This is a genomic window from Streptomyces sp. NPDC102270 (assembly GCF_044766405.1).
In the GTDB taxonomy this organism is placed as follows: domain Bacteria; phylum Actinomycetota; class Actinomycetes; order Streptomycetales; family Streptomycetaceae; genus Streptomyces.
In genome coordinates, this window is record NZ_JBIWLX010000014.1 from 38615 (window position 1) to 57857 (window position 19243).

General features: G+C 72.4%; 14 protein-coding genes and 2 pseudogenes. 7 read left to right on the top strand and 9 right to left on the bottom strand.

Annotated elements, in window-relative coordinates; genetic code table 11:
• Positions 1–53: 53 nt before the first annotated feature.
• Positions 54–689 (bottom strand): annotated as a pseudogene (locus tag ACIRP7_RS28605) (ABC transporter substrate-binding protein); the annotation flags it as partial.
• A gap of 55 nt (positions 690–744) precedes the next feature.
• Between ACIRP7_RS28605 and ACIRP7_RS28610 the strand changes: the two are divergent.
• Positions 745–1757, top strand: a pseudogene (locus ACIRP7_RS28610) (PucR family transcriptional regulator); the annotation flags it as partial.
• A gap of 652 nt (positions 1758–2409) precedes the next feature.
• Here ACIRP7_RS28610 and ACIRP7_RS28615 read toward each other — a convergent pair.
• Complete coding sequence (locus ACIRP7_RS28615) at positions 2410–3552, bottom strand: glycerate kinase (RefSeq protein WP_403665496.1); 1143 nt, start codon at positions 3550–3552, stop codon at positions 2410–2412.
• A gap of 168 nt (positions 3553–3720) precedes the next feature.
• On the opposite strand from ACIRP7_RS28615, the gene ACIRP7_RS28620 reads away from it, so the two are divergent.
• The 4 genes from ACIRP7_RS28620 (at position 3721) to ACIRP7_RS28635 (ending at position 6658) form a co-directional block, all read left to right on the top strand.
• Complete coding sequence (locus ACIRP7_RS28620; protein WP_403665054.1) at positions 3721–4800, top strand: ADP-ribosylglycohydrolase family protein; 1080 nt, start codon at positions 3721–3723, stop codon at positions 4798–4800.
• 40 nt (positions 4801–4840) lie between these two features.
• Entirely contained in the window at positions 4841–5335 is a 495-nt protein-coding gene (locus tag ACIRP7_RS28625; protein ID WP_403665056.1) for an NUDIX domain-containing protein, read from the top strand.
• A 92-nt stretch (positions 5336–5427) separates the two neighbouring features.
• On the top strand, positions 5428–6156 hold the full coding sequence (locus ACIRP7_RS28630; protein WP_403665058.1) for an SIR2 family NAD-dependent protein deacylase: 729 nt from the start codon (positions 5428–5430) through the stop codon (positions 6154–6156).
• A gap of 7 nt (positions 6157–6163) precedes the next feature.
• A complete protein-coding gene (locus ACIRP7_RS28635) occupies positions 6164–6658 on the top strand; it encodes a GNAT family N-acetyltransferase (protein WP_403665060.1) in 495 nt (164 codons plus the stop codon).
• Between the two features lie 47 nt (positions 6659–6705).
• Here ACIRP7_RS28635 and ACIRP7_RS28640 read toward each other — a convergent pair whose 3' ends face one another.
• The 3 genes from ACIRP7_RS28640 to ACIRP7_RS28650 all read right to left on the bottom strand — a co-directional run bounded on the left by ACIRP7_RS28640 (position 6706) and on the right by ACIRP7_RS28650 (position 10768).
• Positions 6706–7188, bottom strand: a complete 483-nt coding sequence (locus ACIRP7_RS28640) for a methylated-DNA--[protein]-cysteine S-methyltransferase (protein ID WP_403665062.1) — start codon at positions 7186–7188, stop codon at positions 6706–6708.
• A 9-nt stretch (positions 7189–7197) separates the two neighbouring features.
• On the bottom strand, positions 7198–8667 hold the full coding sequence (locus tag ACIRP7_RS28645) for an AlkA N-terminal domain-containing protein (protein ID WP_403665498.1): 1470 nt from the start codon (positions 8665–8667) through the stop codon (positions 7198–7200).
• Between the two features lie 61 nt (positions 8668–8728).
• A complete protein-coding gene (locus tag ACIRP7_RS28650) occupies positions 8729–10768 on the bottom strand; it encodes a heavy metal translocating P-type ATPase (RefSeq protein ID WP_403665064.1) in 2040 nt (679 codons plus the stop codon).
• 35 nt (positions 10769–10803) lie between these two features.
• Here ACIRP7_RS28650 and ACIRP7_RS28655 point away from each other — a divergent pair, with 35 nt between their 5' ends.
• On the top strand, positions 10804–11166 hold the full coding sequence (locus ACIRP7_RS28655) for an ArsR/SmtB family transcription factor (RefSeq protein WP_403665066.1): 363 nt from the start codon (positions 10804–10806) through the stop codon (positions 11164–11166).
• Between the two features lie 16 nt (positions 11167–11182).
• Positions 11183–12316, top strand: a complete 1134-nt coding sequence (locus ACIRP7_RS28660) for an MFS transporter (protein WP_403665500.1) — start codon at positions 11183–11185, stop codon at positions 12314–12316.
• A gap of 100 nt (positions 12317–12416) precedes the next feature.
• Here ACIRP7_RS28660 and ACIRP7_RS28665 read toward each other — a convergent pair whose 3' ends face one another.
• The 4 genes from ACIRP7_RS28665 to ACIRP7_RS28680 form a co-directional block, all read right to left on the bottom strand.
• The gene (locus ACIRP7_RS28665; RefSeq protein WP_403665068.1) at positions 12417–16274 is read right to left on the bottom strand and encodes a glycoside hydrolase family 2 TIM barrel-domain containing protein; all 3858 of its coding nucleotides are present in this window, start codon (positions 16272–16274) and stop codon (positions 12417–12419) included.
• A gap of 241 nt (positions 16275–16515) precedes the next feature.
• Positions 16516–17100 carry a hypothetical protein gene (locus ACIRP7_RS28670; RefSeq protein ID WP_403665070.1) on the bottom strand — a complete coding sequence of 195 codons (585 nt, stop codon included), beginning with the start codon at positions 17098–17100 and terminating at the stop codon, positions 16516–16518.
• Between the two features lie 190 nt (positions 17101–17290).
• Complete coding sequence (locus ACIRP7_RS28675) at positions 17291–17800, bottom strand: O-acetyl-ADP-ribose deacetylase (protein WP_403665072.1); 510 nt, start codon at positions 17798–17800, stop codon at positions 17291–17293.
• A 27-nt stretch (positions 17801–17827) separates the two neighbouring features.
• Positions 17828–19240, bottom strand: a complete 1413-nt coding sequence (locus ACIRP7_RS28680) for a phytoene desaturase family protein (RefSeq protein WP_403665074.1) — start codon at positions 19238–19240, stop codon at positions 17828–17830.
• Positions 19241–19243 lie beyond the last annotated feature (3 nt).

A 19243-nucleotide genomic window follows, 5' to 3' on the forward strand; every position in this document is an offset into this window, starting at 1 on the left:
TGTTGATGGGTGAGGGGCTCGAACCGACGCCGGTTCGAGCCCCTCAGTCGTTCTCAGGCTCCCGGGGTGTACGTCCTGGCCACCTCCGAGGCGCCGGCCTCCCGTACGACCTTCATGCCGCCCGTGACGCCCTTGTCCGGCTGGAGGATCACGCTCTCGCGGGAGGACGGGGCCGTGGGGTCGGTGAAGTCCTGACCGACGCCGAAGCCGATGTCGTAGGAGTCGATCGACAACAGGGCCTTGTCCACACCCTCCCTGCTGAGGTCCTTGTTGGAGCAGGCCTTCTTCAGAGCCTCGCCGAAGGCCGACGCGGCGGTCCAGCCGGCCACGATGCCGTTGTCCAGCGAGTCGTCCGGGTAGGCGGCCCGGTAGTCGGCGACCAGCTTCTTCGCCTGCGGGGTGTCCGCGCCGATGGGGAGCGAGGGCGAGGCCACGTAGTAGTTCTTCGTCAGGGCCGGGCCCGCCTGGGTGGCGAGGAGCTGCGGTGCGAAGGCGGAGTTGTTGCCGATGACCGGTACGGCGAAGCCGCTCGCCGCCGCCACCCCGACCAGCGAGGCCGCCTGGCGCGGGCCCGCGCTGAGCACGATCGCCTTGACACCGGCCTGCTTGAGGGCGGTGACCTGGGCGGTCATGTCGTTGTCGGTGGGCTTGATCTTCTGCTCGACGACGGTCAGCCCGGCCCCCTTCGCAGACGGGTGCCGCCCAGGGCGCCCGCGCGCAGGTTTTCGGCGACCGTCATGCGGGATCGGCATCGAGACGATCTCCGCGCCCCGGGACTCACCGCGGCGCGACCTGGAGTACGCCGAGGACGCGGGCCGGCGCCGGGCCCACCAGGGGCTGCCGCTGGACCTCCTGGTGCACGCCTACCGGAACGCCGGCTATCTGGTGTGGGACGCGCTCGTGGAGGGGACGGCCGGGCGGGAGCCGGAGCGGCTCGCGGCGCTGATGCGGTCGACGACGATGGTGTGGTCGGCGGTGGACGCGCAGGCGCAGACGGCGTCGGAGGCGTACCGGGCCACCGAGGCGGAGCTCAGGCGGCGTACCGACGAACAGCTCCAGGCGCTCCTCGACGCCCTGCTGGAGGGCCCAGGCGACTCCCGGGCTCGCGGCGCGGGCGGCTGCGGGGCTCGATCTGCCGGAACACGGGCGGTACGCGGTGGTGGTGCTGCGGGCCGAGCGGCGGGAGGCGGCCGAGCGGCCGGTGCGGGGAGCCGGGTTCCGGTTCATCTGGCGGATGCGGGCGGACGGCGAGGTGGCGGTGGTGGCGCTCGCGCCCGGGCAGGGCCTGGACGGGGTGGCCCGTGCGCTGGAGGGGCGTTGTTCGGGTCCGGGCGGGATCAGTCCGGTGGTGCCGGGGCTGGCCGAGCTGGGCCGGGCCCGGCGGCTCGCCGAGCTGGCGCTGCGCACGTGTCCGCCGGACGCCACCGCGGTCGTACGCCTCGACCAGCGGATGCCGACCGCGCTGGTGGTGAGCCAGCCGGAGCTGGCCGACCGGCTGGTGAAGGACGTGTTCGGCACCCTCCTGGAGCTGGAGCCCGCCCGACCGGGCCGTACTCCTGGAGACCCTCGACGTGTGGCTGGTCTGCGAGGGTTCGGCGGGCCGGGCCGCGGGACGGTTGTACTGCCACCGCAACACGGTCTTCAACCGCCTACGACGCCTGGAACAACTCACGTCCCGCTCCCTGGCCCGCCCCCGGGACCTGATCGAGCTGACACTGGCACTGGACGCGTATCGGTTGTCGGAGGTGCGGGGGTGAATGTGGCGCGCTGGGTGCGGGCGGTGGGTCCCGTGGGTCTGCAGGGGGAGGCGCTGCTGGGTGCGGGGGCGTGACTGGGCGTGAACGCGCGGCTCCGCTTGGACGGGCGGCTGGACCTGGACAGCGGTTCAGGCCCGGCACTGGCTGGCTTCCGGGAGCGGCTCGGCCCGGACGGCGCCCGCGCCTGAACACCCGGCCCGGACCACGGCACAGCCCTCGCACCGCTCGCCTCCAGGCAGCAGCACGGCCCGGACCGTACCTGCGCCTGAACACCCGACCCGGCCCGAACCCGGCACAGCCCCCACACCGGCTCGCCCCCAGGCAGCAGCACGGCCCGGACCACAGGTCAGCCCCGGGACCGCTCGCCCCCAGGCAGCAGCACGGCCCGGACCACAGGTCAGCCCCGGGACCGCTCGCCCCCAGGCAGCAGCACGACCCGGACGGTACCTGCGCCTGAACACCCGGCCCCGCCCGAACCCGGCACAGCCCCCGCATCGACTCGGCACCGAGCAGCGACCCGGCCCCGACCACGGGGCAGTCCCGGCAGCGGCTCGGACCCGCCAGAAGGGCAACGCGGCCGACAGTTCGGCCGGGCCGGTCCCCGGGCCGTGCACCAGCTCAGCGCAGCTGCCCGCTCGGCCCGGGCAACGGCTCAACCCGCGGATCCTGCACGCGTTCTAATCAGGAAGTCGCGGCCGATCTGTTCCGCCACGTTCTCCAGGATCGGGCCCGCCTCGGTGATGCACTTCTGGATGTCGGGCTCGGCGTCGGTGAGTGGGTAGGCGCGGCGGATGCCCGCTCGGCCGAGGGCCTCCGGGGGCAGGGCGAGGCGGCCGCAGACGGCGACGACCTCCTTGTCCTTCGCGCGGGCGGCCGCGGCGACGCCCGCCGGGGCCTTGCCGTGCAGGGTCTGCTCGTCGAGGGAGCCCTCGCCGGTGATCACCAGGTCCGCCCACTCCAGCGCGGGCGCGAAGCCGAGGACGTCGAGCATGACCTCGATCCCGGGCCGGAACGTGGCGCCGACGAGGAGAGCGCCGTAGCCGATGCCGCCGGCCGCACCCGCCCCCGGTGCGACGGCGTACTCGGCGGCCTTCGCGCCGACGGCCTCCTCCAGCACCTTCGCGTAGTGGGCGAGGGCGCCGTCCAGGGCCTCCACGTCGTCCGGGGAGGCGCCCTTCTGCGGGCCGTAGACCGCCGGGGCGCCCTTGGGGCCGGTCAGCGGGTTGTCGACATCGCTGGCCAGGATGAACTCGACGGCTGCGAGCCGCGGGTCCAGGCCCGAGAGGTCGGCCGAGGCGAGGTCGGCGAGGCCCTCGCCGCCCGGGGCCACGGGCTCGCCGTCGGCGTCCAGGAAACGGGCGCCGAGCGCGGAGAGCATGCCGGCGCCGCCGTCGGTGGTGGCGCTGCCGCCGACGCCGAACACGATGGTGCGGGCACCGGCGTCCAGCGCGGCGCGCAGGAGCTCTCCGGAGCCGTACGTGGACGCCGTGAGCGGGGCGAAGACACCCGCGGGCAGCCGCTGGAGCCCGCTGGCCTCGGCCATCTCCACCACGGCGGTGTCCGCGCGTACCGCGAACGCGGCCGTGATCTCCTGGCCGAGGGGCCCGGCGACCGCCACTTCCCGGCGCTCGAAACCGGCCGCGACCGCCGCGGCGACGGTGCCGTCACCGCCGTCGGCGACGGGCAGCGACTCCACCTCCAGGTCCGGCACGACCCGGCGCAGCCCGGCCGTCACCCGCTCGGCGACCTGCACGGCCGTGAGCGAGCCCTTGAACTTGTCCGCGGCGATGAGCACGCGCTGTGTCACGTCTTCCCCTTGCTCTCCGGGCCTCGCGCACGTCAAGGCCAGTCGCGCCGCTGCGACCTTAACCGGAGACGCCCCCCGGCGTCATGCGCAGCACAGAGGCTGAGAAGGCCCCGCGAACCGTCTGTGCGGTGCTCCGGAATGGGGTAAACCGGAGCTATGACCCTTGTGGGCACTGAGCCGGAACTCGCCGACCGCATCCTCGGAGGCTGGCTCGGCCGGATCGCGGGCAACATGCTCGGCAAGCCGGTCGAGCAGGGCGACCTGTGGACGCGGGACCGGATCGACCGCTATCTGCGCCAGGCCGCCGCGCTGCCCCTGACCGACTACCTTCCCGAGCCCGTCGGCGAGAGCGACGGTTTCGAGCTGCGTCCCGAGTGGCGCGAGTGCGTGCGCGGCCGCATCCACGGCAGCTGCCGCGACGACGACGTCGACTACGCCATCCTCGGCCTCGACCTCCTGGAGACCCACGGCTTCGCCTTCAGCACCGAGCAGGTGGGCGACCTGTGGCTGCTGAGGCTGCCGTATCTGCAGACGTTCACCGCGGAGCGGGCCGCCTACCGCAACCTCGCCAACGGGCTGAAACCGCCGCTGACGGCGACGTACGACAACCCCTGCCAGGAGTGGATCGGGGCGCTCATCCGCGCCGACATCTACGGCTGGACCTGCCCCGGCGCCCCGCAGCGCGCCGCCTCCCTGGCCCGCCGGGACGCGGTGCTGTCGCACACCGGGAACGGTGTGTACGGGGCGATGTGGGCGGCGGCACTGATCTCGGCGGCGTTCACCGTGGACACCGTGCGGCAGGCGGTGGACGAGGCGCTCGCGGTGATCCCCGCGAGCAGTCGCCTCGCCCGCACGGTACGCCGGGTGGCGTCCCTGCACGACACCCGGATGACCTGGGAGGACACGCTGACCACGGTCTCGGAGGAGACCGCCGGGCTCGGCTGGATCCACAGCGTCCCGAACGTGGCCGTCCTGACCGCCGGGTTGCTGTACGGCGACGGCGACTTCACCCGCACCATCACGCTCACCGTCCGGGGCGGCCTGGACACCGACTCCAACGGCGCGACTGCGGGCTCGGTGGCCGGGGTGCTCACCGGGGCGGAGGCGATCCCGGACCAGTGGAAGGAGCCGCTGGAGGACCGGGTGCGCAGCGCGGTGTTCGGTTTCGACGGGGTCCACATCACCGAACTGGCCGAGCGGACGGTGCGCTTGGCCGGGGTGGAGGCCACCCGCTGAGCGGGCGAAGGCGGCCGCCGATGCTCGTTACCCTTCGAGGATGACCACCACTGCTGACTTCGCCACGTACATCGCCGGTCTGCCCCGGATCCTCGCCGGTGCCGCCGCTCTCTTCCGTGACGCCTCGGGCCGGGTCCTGCTCGTCGAGCCCAACTACCGTGAGGGCTGGGCGCTTCCGGGCGGCACGATCGAGTCCGACGAGGGTGAGACCCCGCGGCAGGGCGCGCGTCGCGAGACGCTGGAGGAGATCGGCCTGGACCGTGAACTGGGGCGGCTGCTGGCGGTGGACTGGGTGCACGGGACGGCCCGCCCGCCGCTGGTCGCCTACCTCTACGACGGCGGTGTCCTCGGCGACGACGACCTCAAGGCGATCCGGCTCCAGGAGGAAGAGCTGCTGTCCTGGCGCCTGGTGCCGCGCGAGGAGCTCGCCGACCACCTGCCGGGGGCCCTGGGCCGCCGTGTCGTGGCCGCGCTGGACGTCCTGGCGGACGGCTCGGGCACCGTGGAGTTGGAGAACGGCCACCGGGTGGGCTGATCCAGCGCGCTGTCGGTGCTCATGACGGCTCGCGCCCCGGCGGTGGGAAATCCACTCGCCGCACCCGGATCACCCGCCCTACCCTCGGAACCATGGCCAAGCCCCTCGTCGCGCTTCTCAGCGGCGCCGGTATCTCCACCGACTCCGGAATCCCCGACTACCGCGGCCCGAACGGGCTGTGGCGCAAGGATCCCGAGGCCGAGAAGCTGGTGACGTACGACTACTACATGGGCGATGCGGAGATCCGCCGCCGCTCGTGGCAGATGCGGCGGTCGAACCGCACTCTGAACGCCGAGCCCAACGCCGCGCACGTGGCGGTGGCCGAGCTGGAGAAGTCCGGGGTGCCGGTGCGGGTGATCACGCAGAACGTGGACGGGCTGCACCAGCTCGCCGGGATGCCCGCCCGCAAGGTCCTCGAACTGCACGGCACCGCTCGGCAGGTGGTCTGCACGAAGTGCCACGCCCGCGGTCCGATGGAGGACGCGCTCGCCCGGGTCGAGGCAGGCGAGGCGGACCCGCCGTGCCTGCCCTGCGGCGGCATCCTCAAGTCGGCGACCGTGATGTTCGGCGAGCGCCTCGACCCCGTCGTCATGGGCGAGGCCGTGGCCATCACCAAGGCCTGCCAGATCTTCATCGCCGTCGGCACCACCCTCCAGGTCCAGCCGGCCGCGGGCCTCGCAGGCGTCGCCGCCGACCACGGCGCCCGTCTCGTCATCGTCAACGCCGAGCCGACACCGTACGACGACCGCGCCGACGAGGTGATCCGGGAGCCGATCGGCACGGCGCTGCCCGAACTGCTGCGCAGCCTGAGCGCGGGCTGAGGCCCCGGTGCCCGAGCTTCTGCGGCTGCGCGCGGAACACGCCCCGGCGGTCCTGGCCTTCGAGTCGGCCGACCGGGAGTACTTCGCCGCGTCCGTCACCGACCGCGGCGATGCCTTTTTCGACCGGTTCACCGAGCGGTTCGACGCCTTGCTGGCCGAGCAGGAGGCCGGCGTCTGCGCCTTCCACGTGCTCGTCGCCGAGGACGGCTCGGTGCTCGGCAGGTTCAACCTCGTCGACATAGAGAACGGCACCGCGGACCTCGGTTACCGGGTAGCGCGGCACGCCACCGGCCGCGGGGTGGCGACGGCGACCGTCCGCGAGCTGTGCCGTCTCGCGGCGACCCGGTACGGGCTGGAGACACTGTGCGCGGCCACCAGCCACGAGAACATCGCGTCCCAGCGGGTGCTGGCCAAGGCGGGCTTCACCCCGGTCGGCCCGGCGGACCCGGCCGACCTCGGCGGCAAGGCCGGCATCCGGTACCGACGGGATCTGCGCGACTGAGGGTCGCTCGACACCCCGGCCGGCCCGGGGGAATCACCGGGTACCGGTCAGAACAGCGCCGCCCCCCGCTCGAAGTCCAGCAGTCGCTGCTTGCGGTCCAGTCCGCCGCCGTAGCCCGTGAGGCTGCCGTCGGCGCCGACCACGCGGTGGCAGGGGACGACGATGCCGATCGGGTTCCTGCCGTTGGCGAGGCCGACCGCGCGGGAGGCCTTGGGGTTGCCGAGGGCGTCGGCGAGTTCGCCGTAGGTGCGGGTCTCGCCGTGCGGGATCCGGCGCAGTTGTTCCCAGACCGTGCGCTGGAACGGGGTTCCGTGCAGGCGAAGTTCCAGGGTGAACTCCTTCAACTCGCCCCCGAAGTAGGCCTTCAGCTGTTCCTCGGCCTCCTCGGACCACCCGTCGTCCGGCGTGCCGAAGGTCTCCTCCGGTGGGCGGTGGCGTTGGTCGGTCATGTAGAGGCCGCACAGGACGCCGTCGTCGGCGACGAGGGTCAGGGGGCCGTAGGGGCTGTCGATCACGGTGTGCTGTCTCACTGAACGTCCTTATACGGGAAGGAAGTTGATCGGGTGACTGTCGGTCGCCCACAGGTACTGGACCGCATAGGCCCGCCAGGGCCGCCAGGCCGCCGCGCGGGCCGTCAGTGCGGCCGGGGTCGAGGGCAGGCCCAACTCCTGGGCGGCGCGGCGGATTCCGAGGTCGGTCGGGAGGAAGGCGTCCGGGTCGCCGAGGGCGCGCATGGCGATGACGTCGACTGTCCAGGGGCCGAAGCCCGGCAGCGAGAGAAGCCGGGCGCGGGTCTCCGACCAGTCGCTCTCGACGCCCAACTGAAGCGACTTGTCTGCCAGTTGGTTGACCAGGGTGGTGAAGGTCGTGCGGCGGGTGCGGGGCATCGCGAGCGTGGCGGGGTCGAGCGCGGCCAGTGCCTCAGAAGAGGGGAAGAGGTGGGTCAGGCCGCCCTCGGGGTCGTCGACGGGGTCGCCGTGGGCCGTGACCAGACGGGCCGCGTGGGTGCGGGCCGCCGCCGTGGAGACCTGCTGGCCCAGCACGGCTCGTACCGCGAACTCCGCCTCGTCGACCGTGCGCGGGACGCGTCGGCCGGGCGCCTTGTCCACCAGGGGCGCGAGGAGCGGGTCCGTGCGCAGCTGGTCGTCGATCGCGACCGGGTCGGCGTCCAGGTCGAGCATGCGGCGGCAACGGCTGATGGCGACGGTCAGGTCGCGTAGATCGCTCAGCGTCAACCGGCAGGCGATGTGGTCGGGTTGGGGCGTGAGGGCCACCACGCCGTGCCCGTACGGCAGTCGCAGTGTGCGCCGGTACGCGCCGTCCCGCCATTCCTCCACGCCCGGGACGGCGGTGGCCGCGAGGTGACCGAAGAGGTTGTCGGGGTTGAGGGGGGCGCGGAACGGCAGGCGCAGGGACAGAAAGCCGGGGGTGTCCGGCGTGGACCTCTTCGCGGCGCGCGTGCGCAGCTCGCTCGGCGCGAGCGCGAAGACCTCGCGGACGGTGTCGTTGAAGGTGCGGATCGCGGAGAAGCCGGCCGCGAAGGCGATGTCCGCCATCGGGAGCGCGGTCGTCTCGATGAGGATCCTCGCGGTCTGGGCGCGCTGGGCGCGGGCGAGGGCGAGCGGGCCGGCGCCGAGTTCGGCGAGCAGCTGGCGTTCGATCTGCCGGGTGCTGTAGCCGAGGCGGGCGGCGAGGCCGGGCACGCCCTCGCGGTCGACCACGCCGTCGGCGATCAGCCGCATCGCGCGGGCCACGAGGTCGGCGCGCTGGTTCCACTCCGGGGAGCCCGGGCTGGTGTCGGGCCGGCACCGCTTGCAGGCGCGGAAGCCCGCCTGCTGGCAGGCGGCCGCGCTCGGGTAGAAGGTCATGTTCTCGGGCTTGGGCGGGACGACCGGGCAGCTCGGCCGGCAGTAGATGCGGGTCGTCAGGACGGCCGTGAAGAACCATCCGTCGAACCGCGCGTCCTTGGACTGCACGGCGCGCACACAGCGCTCGGTCTCGGCGTACATCCCCGTCTGCATGCGTCCAGCATCGACCACCCTCCCCACTCGGGCTGGCGAGAATCCGACATCAACCTCGCGTGCCCTGCGACGGCACCTGTCCCGGTTGCCACGCGGACTCGCGCAGCAGCCGCAGCCCGTTGAGGCCGACGAGCACCGTCGAGCCCTCGTGCCCGGCGACCCCGAGGGGCAGCGGCAGGTGGCCGAGGAGGTCCCACAGGACGAGCCCGGTGATGAAGGCACCCGCGATGACCAGGTTCTGCAGGACCAGTCGGCGGGCGGTCCGGGACAGTCGTACGACTGCCGGTACGGTCGCCAGCTCGTCCCGTACGACGACCGCGTCCGCGGTCTCCAGCGCGAGGTCGGAACCCGCGCAGCCCATCGCGATGCCGGAGTGGGCGGCGGCGAGCGCGGGTGCGTCGTTGACGCCGTCCCCGACGAACAGCACCTTGCGTCCGGCGTCCTGAAGCTCCCGTACGGCGTCCACCTTGCCCTCGGGCAGCAGTTCGGCGCGGACATCCACCAGGCCGGTGGCCTCGGCGACCTTCGCGGCGGCCCGCGCGTTGTCGCCGGTGAGCAGGACGGGGGCCGTGCCGGTCAGGACGGTGAGCGCGGCGGTGGCGGCCGGGGCGTGGGGGCGGAGGCGGTCGGTGAGGGCGAGGGTCCCGAGGGGGGCGCCGTCGCCGGTCACCAGGACGACGGTGTCGCCGTCCTCGGTGCCGGGGACGACCGCGCGAGGCGGGTCCGCATGCACGACCCCGGTCTCATCGGCATCGGCATCCACGCTCTCGATCACCGGGGCACCCGCACGCCCGACTCCGATCACCCGCCCCTCGACCAGCGCCGTCACCCCGCTCCCGGGCACGGCGACGAAGTCCCGCGCGCCCGCGATCCGCAGCCCCCGCTCCTTCGCCGCCCTCACCACCGCACGCCCCAGCGGATGCTCGCTGGGGTGCTCGGCCGCGGCGGCCAGCGCGAGGAGGGCGTCCGCAGTCAGCCCGGAGCCCGGCAGCGGCCGTACGGCAGAGACCTCCGGGGAGCCCTCGGTCAGCGTCCCCGTCTTGTCGAGGGCGACGGAGTCCACCTCGCCCAGCCGTTCCATCGCGACCGCCGACTTCACCAGGACTCCGTGGCGCCCGGCGTTGGCGATGGCGGACAGCAGGGGCGGCATGGTCGCGAGGACGACCGCGCACGGCGAGGCGACGATCATGAAGGTCATCGCGCGCAGCAACGCGTCCGTGAGGTCGGCGCCGAACACCAGCGGCACCCCGAACACGGCGAGTGTGGCGATGACGATGCCCACCGCGTACCGCTGCTCGATCTTCTCGATGAACAGTTGCGTCGGCGCCTTGGTCCGGGATGCCTCCTCGACCATGGTCACGATGCGGGCGATCACGGAGTCGGCGGGGTCGCGCTCGACACGGACGCGCAGGGTGCCGGTGCCGTTGAGGGTGCCGGCGAAGACCTCGTCGCCGGGGCCCTTGGCGACCGGGAGGGGTTCACCGGTGATGGTGGCCTGGTCGGCCTCGCTCGCGCCGTCCAGGACCCGGCCGTCGGCGCCGATGCGCTCGCCTGGCCGGATCAACAGGACGTCGCCTGCGATGAGTTCGCCCGTCGGGACCGTTTCCTCGCCATCGTCCGTCGCCCGGGTCGCCATCGTGGGCGCGAGGTCGAGCAGGCCCCGTACCGAGTCGGCGGTGCGGGCGGTGGCCAGGGCCTCCAGGGCACCGGAGGTGGCGAAGATGACGATCAGCAGGGCGCCGTCCAGGAACTGACCGATCGCGGCCGCGCCGAGGGCGGCGACGATCATCAGCAGGTCGACGTCCAGGGTCCTCTCGCGCAGCGCCCTGAGCCCTTCGAGGGCCGGTTCCCAGCCGCCGGTGACATAGGCGAGCGCGTACAGCCCGCCGTAGGCCCACCACGGCAGGCCGCCGAGGTCCAGTGCGAGCGCGAGCAGGAACGCGGCGGTCGACGCGAGCGCCCAGCGGGCCTCGGGGAGGGCGAGGACCCGGGTGCGGCGGCTCGGTGCCGGGTGCGCGGGCGAGGGGACGCGAACGGGGGTGAGAGTCGTGGACACCGAGCCACCATACAGGAACACATGAAGACTCATTCATCTGTTCATGTGCGGTGGGTAAGATACCGCCCATGGGTCATGGAGCCGTCACCACCGCGCAGGAAACCGCCGAGCGCGTACGTCTGGACGCGGCGAACGTGGCCAAGGTGGCCACCACCCTCCAGGCCCTGTCCACCCCCTCCCGCCTGCTGATCCTCGCGCGGCTGCGCGAAGGACCGCTGCCGGCGACGGAGTTGGCCGCCGAGGTGGGCATGGAGCAGTCGGCCTGCTCGCACCAGTTGCGGTTGCTGCGCAACCTGGGCCTGGTCGTGGGCGAGCGCCGGGGCCGGTCGGTGGTCTACGCGCTGCACGACCACCATGTGGCCGAGCTGCTCGACCAGGCCGTGTACCACGTGGAACACCTGCGGCTGGGGCTCAGTGACACCCCCGAGTGAGCCGCGCCGGCGCGTGATGTGGCCGCTGTACGCGGCCGGGTTCACCACCGCCTTCGGCGCGCACGGCATCGCCGCGAACCTCGGCGCGGACTCGGCCGACGCGGTCACCTCCCTGCTCGTGCTGGGCGGCCTGCTCGCCCTGTACGACGGTGCCGAGGTCGTGCTCAAACCGGTGTTCGGCACGATCGCGGACCGGATCGGGGCGCGCCCCGTGCTCCTGGGCGGGCTGGTTGCCTTCGCCGTGGCCTCCGCGCTCTACGCCCTCGCCGACAGCCCCGGGTGGCTGTGGGCCGCGCGGCTGGGGCAGGGTGCGGCGGCCTCCGCATTCTCCCCCGCCGCGTCCGCGCTGGTCTCCCGGCTGAATCCGGCCGCCAAACAGGGGCGGGCCTTCGGGAGTTACGGCTTCCACAAGTCCGTCGGCTACACCCTGGGCCCGCTGCTCGGCGGCGTCCTGGTGTGGGCGGGCGGGCTGCGGCTGCTGTTCACCGTGCTGGCGGTGCTGGGCGCGGCCGTGGCGGTGTGGGCACTGATCGCCGTACCGGTCGTACCGCCCCTCCCGCGGGCCCGGCAGACGGTCCTCGATCTGGCGCGGCGGCTGGCCGACCCGGTGTTCCTGGTCCCGACGGCAGCGCTCGCCGGGGCGACCGCCGCGCTCTCGGTGGGCGTCGGCTTCCTGCCCGTGTCGGGTGCGGTGGCGGGACTCGGCACGGTGGCGACGGGGGCGGCGGTGTCGGTGCTCGCGGCCTGCGCTGCGGTCGTACAGCCGCGCGCCGGGCGGGCGTTGGACGCGGGGCGGATCACGGTACGGGGTGGCCTCGGTGCCGGGTTGCTGCTGGCGGCGGCCGGTCTGGGCTGCGCGATGCTGCCGGGGCTCGCGGGTGTGCTGCTGGGTGCCGCCCTGATCGGCGTGGGGACGGGGCTGATCACCCCGCTCGGGTTCGCCGCGCTCGCGGCCTCGACTCCGCCGGAACGGCTGGGGCAGACGATGGGGGCGGCAGAGCTCGGGCGCGAACTCGGGGACGCGGGTGGGCCGTTGCTGGTCGCGGGCGTGGCCGCGGCGGCGACCTTGACGTATGGCTACGGGGTACTGGCGGTGCTGCTGGCCTGCGGGCCGGTGCTGGCCCTAGGGCTCCTTCGCAGGCGCGGGTGAGACGTTCCCCGCGCCCGAAGGGGCACGGGGAACCGCGCGACCGGCCACGACGAGGCCGTCAGGTGCCCGACGGCCTGGCCCGGCACGTCCGGCGCACTGCTCAAGCCGTGCCCGTCGGCCGTCGCGAGGCCGCCGTCGCCTCGCCCACATCCGTCAGCGGGCGCAGCCGATACGTGTACGCGTAGTCCCGGTCGGCGAACAGCTTGTACTCGTCGTGGGTGTGCGCGCCCCAGCTGTTGTCGCCGCCGACGCCCATCTGCCGGTGGTTCACCCGCAGGACGACCGCGTCACGCGGGGTGAGCTGATAGTCGTGGCGGACCCCGTTGGACAGGTCCTCGGGTGTGAAGTGCGAGACGTTGACCTCCAGCAGGGGCTCACCGGAGACCAGCAGTCCCACGCCGTCGCGGCCCGTCAGGGCGGCCCAGCGCACATCCGTCTTGTTGCCGTTCTCCTGCGGGCGGATGTAGGGGGTCCACTGCTCGGCGACGGTCCCGGAGTAAAGGCCCACATCTGTACCGTCGTTGCGGTCCCAGTGGTTCTCCTCGGGGCCGCGGCCGTAGTAGTGCAGCCGGTCCAGGCGGCGCGGCAGGAACAGGATCGTGCCGACCTCGGGGATGTACGGCAGTGAACTCGCCCCCGGGTGCAGGGTGTTGTCGACCTTGATCTCGCCGTTGCCGAAGACCGTGTAGGTCGTGGTGTACGCCGACTCGGTCGTCGTCGGCAGCGTGCCGCTCACCTTGATCTCCACGGCCCGGCCCAGCAGCGCCCGCACGCTCACATCGGTCACCTTGCGGTTCGTACCCGCGTCGCGCCAGGTCTGATTGCGGGTGTGCTGCCCGTTGCCGTGGTCGTTGTCGGTGGGCGCCCGCCAGAAGTTCGGGATGGGACCCGAGGTGATCAGGCGGGTGCCGTGGGCCTTGTACGACGTGATGGTCCCACTGCCCTTGTCGACCGTGACGGAGAACTCCTTCCCCGTGACGGTCACTTGGCCGGAAGCGTCCTCGTACCTCAGGGCCGGTACCTTCGCGAGCGGCACCGGCGTCACCGCCGGACTGTCCGCGTCGACGGCGAGCTGCTGCTTGGCCACCTCGAAGCCGGCCCTCGCCCAGGGGGTCGGCTCCCGGATGGTGAAGGAGAATTGGAGGAAGTACTCCGTGCCGGGCGCGGGGGCGCTCGGGAGTTTGTACGGGACGGTGATGTTCTTGCTCGACAGCGGTGCCAGGCTCAGCTGGTCCCGTGTCAGCTTTCCGCGCTGCACCACCTTGCCGTCCGCGGAGAGGGTCCACGTACCGTCGAATTCACGGAGGTTGGTGAAGAGGTACTCGTTGACCAGGGTCACCGACCCGTCCGGGGCCCAGGACGCGTTGACCGCCTGGTAGATCTGCTTGACCTCGGCGGCCTTTCCGGTGTGGCCGCGGTCGGCGGTGACGATGCCGTCCGCGACGAAGGCGCCGTCGTTGGGGTTGTCGCCCCAGTCGCCGCCGAACGCGAAGAAGGTCTTCTGGGCGGGCCGCTTCTCGGTGAGTCGCACGGTCGCCGCGTCGAACCAGAACCGCACCCCCTCGTCGCCGGGACCCCTGCCGTCGGAAGCCAGTTCGGCGGCGGTGAGGGCGCGGGCGTACACGTGCGCCTTCCGGATGGTGCCGCTGAACTCCCTTGTGGGGTTGTCGACATCGACGGCCAGCGCGAGCGGCGTGGTGTTGCTGCTGGGCCGCTGAGTGGTGCTCCTGACCGCCCTGACCTGGCCGTCCACATGGAGGGTCAACGTTCCCGCGGCCGCGTCGAAGACACCGGCGACGTGGTGTTCACGACCCGTCCAGTCGTCCGGGAGCGCCCAGGTGGCGGTGATCCACTGGCCGCCGCCGTAGATGAAGAACTCCAGTGACTTGCCGGACTGTTTGAGGGCGTACTGGGTGTCGCCCTTGGCGATGACCGGCTGGTGACCGCCCGTCACCTTCGGGGTGAACCAGGCCTCCAGGGTCAGCGAGCCGGTGAGGTCGAGGCGTGCGTCGCGGGCGAAGACCGTACCCCCCGAGACGCCCTTGTCGCGGTCGAACCTGGCGCTCGCGGGCAGGACTTCGCCCTTCAGGGCGCCCGGTCCGCTCTCGGTCAGCAACTGGCGTACCGGGACGGGCTCGGTCAGGGACTGGTCGACGAAGTCCCAGATCCAACCGCCCTGGAGGACGGGGTAGCGGCGGACGATGTCCCAGTACTTCTTGAAGTTGCCGTTGGAGTTCCCCATCGCGTGGCAGTACTCGATCATCACGTACGGCCGGGGGTCGGCGGTGTCCTTGGCGCGCTGCTCCACGCGCGCCGGGCTCTCGTACATCTCCGAGCGGATGTCGCTGATGCTGGGCCGGTCGTCACCCTCGTACTGGACGACGCGGCTGGTGTCGTACGACTTGATCCAGTCCCGCATGTTCACGAAGGTGCTGCCGCCGCCCGCCTCGTTGCCGAGGGACCAGATCACCACCGAGGCGTGGTTCTTGTCGCGGTGGACCATGTTCTGGGCGCGGGCCACGCACGCCGCGCTCCAGTCGGGGTGGTTGCCGGGGTACTGGTCGCGGATGCCGTGGGTCTCCAGGTTGGTCTCGCCGACGAGGTAGAGGCCGTACTCGTCGGCGAGTTCGAGCCACAGCGGGTTATTGGGGTAGTGCGAGGTGCGGACCGAGTTGATGTTCATCCGCTTGATGATCGTGATGTCCTTCACGAGGTCCGCGCGGGTGAGCGCGGTGCCGCGGTCGGGGTGCATCTCGTGGCGGTTGGTGCCGCGGAAGGAGACGGGTTTGCCGTTGATGCGCATCAGCCCGTCCTTCAGGGCGAACTCGCGCAGGCCGACGCGGTGCGAGAGCGTCTCGATCACCTTGCCCGCGGGATCGCGCAGCCGCAGGACGGCGGTGTAGAGGTTCGGATGCTCGGCCGACCACAGCTTCGGCGCGGGCACGGCCTTCGCCGCCTGTACGGTCGTCTCGCCGCCGGCGTCGAGGGCGACCGCCTGCTGGAGCGGGCGGGACCAGACCGCGTGGCCGCCCGAGTCGTAGAGCTGGGTCTCGACCGTGTAGCGGCCCTGATTGGCGCCGCCGTAGTCGCGCACGCTCGCGGTGACCGAGAGGTCGGCGGAGGTGTAGTCGTCGCCGAGCGGGGTGTCCAGCTTGAAGTCGCGCAGGTGGACGGCCGGGGTGGAGTAGAGGTAGACCGAGCGGAAGATGCCGCTCAGCCGGATCATGTCCTGGTCCTCCAGCCAGTCGCCGTCCGAGTAGCGGTAGACCTCGACGGCGATCTGGTTGGTGCCCGGCTTCAGGTGCGGGGTGATGTCGTACTCGGCGGGCGTGTAGGAGTCCTCGTGGTAGCCGACGAGTTCGCCGTTGATCCACACGTAGTGGGCGGACTTGACGCCCTCGAAGTGCAGGAAGGTCCGCCGCCCCGACCAGTCCTTCGGCACGGTGAAGGTGCGCCGGTACTGGCCGACGGGGTTGTAGCGGGTCGGGGCGGCGGGCGGCTGTGCCTCCTCGCCGAGACCGTTGGGACCCCACCAGGGGTAGGTGATGTTGATGTAGATCGGGAAGTCATAGCCATGCACCTGCCAAACCGAGGGCACGGGAATCGTGTCCCAGTCCTTGTCGTCCACGTCGGTGCGGTGGAAGTCGGTGTCACGGTCGTCGGGGCGGTCGGCGTACGCGAACTTCCACGTGCCGTCGAGGCTCAGCCGGTACGGCGAGCGGGTGCGGTCGGCGGCGAGCGCCTGGCCGACGTCGGCGTAGGGCATGAGGGTGGTGTGCGGGGGCTGGGTGCCCACCCGGAAGAGGTCGATGGCGCCGTTCCACTCCGGGGCGCCCTCCGCCGCGTGGCCGCGGCCGGCCAGGGGGCCGGAGGAGAGGGCGAGGGCGCCGAGGACGGCGGCCCCCGACTCCAGCAGACGCCTGCGGCTGATGGGGGCAGGGAGATACGGGTGGGGCATCGGTGGAACCTTCCTCGGGACGACAGTGCGGTGTACGTACTGAGGGAGCGTCAATTCCTGTGCGCTATTGGTGACTTTGAGGCACAGGATGCGACTCAACCTAGATCCCGAAGACGTGTGAGGCAATGACTCTGTCGGACCTTGTGGGGTCCTGGGGGCAAGCGGACAGGCAGACATGCGGCACCCCCGCGTGCGCTCACGCGGGGGTGCCTGGGCGGCTGGGTGCCGAGGTGCCGTCGGGTCAGGTGGTGGCCGGCAAGGTGGGCAGGCCGCCGCCGAGGAGTCCGGTGACGGCTCCGACCACGCTGTCCAGGAGGCCGGTGACCGCGCCCAGCACACCGCCGATGTCCAGCGAGGTCAGCGACTCGAGCAGGTCGTCGATCGTGGACTGGAGCGAGGCCAGGAGATCGCCGACGGGGTCGGCCGCCGCGGACGCGACGGACCGGTCGGACCGCTCCGTACCGCTCAGCTTCCGCAGCTGTTCCTGGACCTCGGCGTTCGCCGCCTTCACGGCCTTCGCGTGGGCGGCCGCCTCGCTCGCGTCGAGGCGGGTGCCGTCGAGGGCGGTGAGGTCGGTGACGGCGTCGAGGAGGGGCTGGAGGGGCTGGAGCACACGGACGTGTTCGGCACGGTCCAGTGCCTCCAGGCGGTCCGTCAGGGTGTCCGCGTCGACGGTGCCGTACGCGGTCGCCGTCTGGGCCACACCGTGGTCCGACGCGCCGCGGCCCGCGTCGACGACGGCGGCCGCGGTGCCGACCGGGCCGAGGATCAGCGCGGCACAGACCAGAGACGGCAGGAGAAGGCCGCGGGAGACGAGGGGGCGCATGCGGGGTCCTTTCGAAGTGCTTCGTAGGGCCCACCGTGCGAACCGGCCGGGTGTCCCGCAACCGGTCGCGGGGCGTGCGACCGACCGGTCTCCGTCTCAAAACGGTCTCTGAACAGGCACGTTCCCCGTGTGCTCCCCCGTTTTCGGCGCCCCGGGGACGTTCGGCCGTCAGGGTACGGGCCCTCGGCCGTCAGGCGGTCCGCTCCGCGAACGCCCGGTACGCCTTCTCGTCGAACAGCACGAACCTGACCTCCTCGACCGCGGTCTCGGTCTCTTGTACGGTCTCCACCGCGATCCGGGCGGCGTCGTCGATCGGCCAGCCGTAGATGCCGGCGGAGACGGCCGGAAAGGCGACGGTCCGGGCACCCAGTTCGTCGGCGACGCGCAGGGACTCGCGGTAGCAGGAGGCCAGCAGCTGCGAGCGGTCCTCCTCGCGGCTGTAGCGGGGGCCGACGGTGTGGATCACCCAGTGCGCGTCCAGGTCACCCGCGGTGGTGGCCACCGCTTTTCCGGTCGCCAGGCCCTTGCCGTAGTGCGAGGCGCGCAGCTTCCGGCAGTCCGCCAGGATCGCGGGGCCGCCGCGGCGGTGGATGGCGCCGTCGACTCCTCCCCCGCCGAGGAGGGAGGAGTTCGCGGCGTTGACGATGGCGTCGGCGCTCTCCCGGGTGATGTCGCCCTGGACGAGCCTGATGGTGGTCATGACCACCACTCTCCCAGCCCGCACCGCTCAGTTCTGCCCGCGCAGCTTCCGCCATACGGCCTTCGCGGCGTTGTGTCCCGACATGCCGTGCACGCCCGGGCCCGGCGGGGTCGCCGACGAGCAGATGAAGACGGCCGGGTGCGGAGTGCCGTACGGGGACAGGGAGAGCTTGGGACGCAGGAGGGTCTGGAGTCCGGTGACCGCGCCGGAGCCGATGTCGCCGCCGACGTAGTTGGCGTTGCGGGCGGCCAGTTCGGGCGGGCCCGCGGTGGCACGGGCGAGGACACGGTCGCGGAACCCCGGGGCGAAGCGCTCCAGTTGGCGCTCCATCGCGTCGGTGAGGTCGCCGGTCCAGCCGCTGGGCACATGGCCGTAGGCCCAGAACACGTGCTTCCCGGCCGGGGCCCGACTCGGGTCGACGACGCTGGGCTGCACGGTGATCATGAACGGCCTGTCGGGCGCACGGCCCTCGCGGGACGCGGCACGCAGCGCGGTACCGATCTCCGCGCTGTCGGCGCCGATCTGCACGGTGCCCGCGGCGCGCGCCTCCTTCGCGGTCCACGGCACGGGGCCGTCGAGGGCGTAGTCGACCTTGAAGACGCCCGGGCCGTAGCGGTAGCCCTCGTAGTAGTTGCCGAAGCCGGCGATGCGGGCCAGGGCGGTGGGCGAGGTGTCGAAGACATACGCGCGGGCGGGCGGCAGGTCGTCGAGCCGCTTGACCTCGTAGTCGGTGTGGACGCTCCCGCCGAGATCCTTGAGATACCCGGCGAGCGCGTCGGAGATGGACTGGGAGCCGCCGCGGGCCACGGGCCAGCCGCGGGCGTGTGCCGCGAGGGCGAAGACCAGGCCGATGGCTCCGGTGGCGAAGCCGCCGAGCGGGGCCATGACGTGCGCGACGAGTCCGGCGAACAGGGTCTTGGCGCGTTCGTCGCGGAAGCGGCGCATCAGCCAGGTCGACGGGGGCAGGCCGACGAGACCGAAGCGGGCCAGGGTGAACGGGTCGCGCGGCAGCGCGGTCGCGGGCAGGGACATGAAGTCGCGGGTCAGGGTGTCCCACTTGGGCAGGAACGGCTCGACGAGCCTGCGGTACGTCCCCGCGTCGCGTGGTCCGAACGAGGCGGCCGTCTCGGCGACCGACCTCGACAGCACGGCGGCGGTGCCGTCGGTGAAGGGGTGCGCCATGGGCAGGTCGGCGTGCAGCCACTCCAGCCCGTAGCGCTCCAGGGGCAGGGCACGGAAGGCCGGGGAGTTGATGCCGAGGGGGTGGGCCGCGGAGCACGGGTCGTGCAGGAAGCCCGGGAGGGTGAGCTCCTCGGTGCGGGCTCCCCCGCCGACGGTGCCGCACGCCTCGAAGACGGCCACGGAGAAGCCACGGCGGGCCAGCTCCACGGCAGCCGTCAGTCCGTTCGGCCCCGCACCCACTACGACCGCATCGAGCATCGA